Here is an 830-nt window from a genome sequence, read left to right as displayed (position 1 = left end):
ACATTCCCCTCCTGCCCCCATCCATTTTGTTGCTGGTGTTTTTTGCCATTCCAATGGGCATGATGGTGGGGCTCAGCTTCCATCCAGAGGGAGCCTCGACGGCCACCCTCGCCAACTATGAGCGCTTTTTTACAGACGACTTCACCTTGGCGGGTTTGGGCAGAACAGTGCTCATGTCGGGATTGGTAGCGATCTGCGTCACGGTGATGGCCTATCCCGTGGCCTACTTTCTGGCGCGGTCACGCTCCCGTTGGCGGGCGGTGGTCTTTGCGCTGGCTATTGCCCCAGAGCTCGCTGGCGTGGTGTTGCGGACCTATGGCTGGCTCAACATTCTGGAAGATCAAGGTTTTATAAATAGTGGATTGATGTGGCTTGGGCTTATTTCCGAGCCCCTGCCCCTGGCCAAAAACATGTTTGGCGTCGTCGTCGGGCTGACCCACGTGATCTTGCCATTCGGCATCCTGTCGCTGTTGACCAGCCTTCAGGGCGTTGACCCGAGCCTTGAAAAATCTGCGCAGATTTTAGGGGCGTCGCGGATATCTGTACTTCGCCATATCGTCGTGCCGCTGACCGTTCCGGGCATCGTCAGCTCGATGTTGCTCGCTTTTACCATGTCCGCCAGCGCCTACGCCACCCCCGCCACGCGCAGCGCCGCTGGCCCCATGCCGCAGCCACGCACGGATGCGCCCGCCGCCGTGGCGATGTCTATAAGGTCGTGGCGGCGTGGTATGGTGATGGTGGTGCCCTGGTTGTTGAGCGCGATGATGACGATATGGCTGGCAAGGGCAAGACGCTTTGGAGCGTACCCACATCCACTGTGCATCCAAGGC

The 830-nt window shown here is 59.3% G+C and carries 1 protein-coding gene; it reads left to right on the top strand.

Annotation, left to right across the window (positions count from 1 at the left end):
• Positions 1-53 precede the first annotated feature (53 nt).
• A partial coding sequence (locus WH91_RS20815) for an ABC transporter permease (RefSeq protein WP_428040682.1) occupies positions 54-830 on the top strand: 777 nt, incomplete at its 3' end.

Source organism: Devosia psychrophila (genome assembly GCF_000971275.1).
Taxonomy (GTDB): Bacteria; Pseudomonadota; Alphaproteobacteria; order Rhizobiales; family Devosiaceae; genus Devosia; species Devosia psychrophila.
Note: the sequence above shows the minus strand (reverse complement) of the source record. Positions and strands in the feature narration are given on the sequence as shown.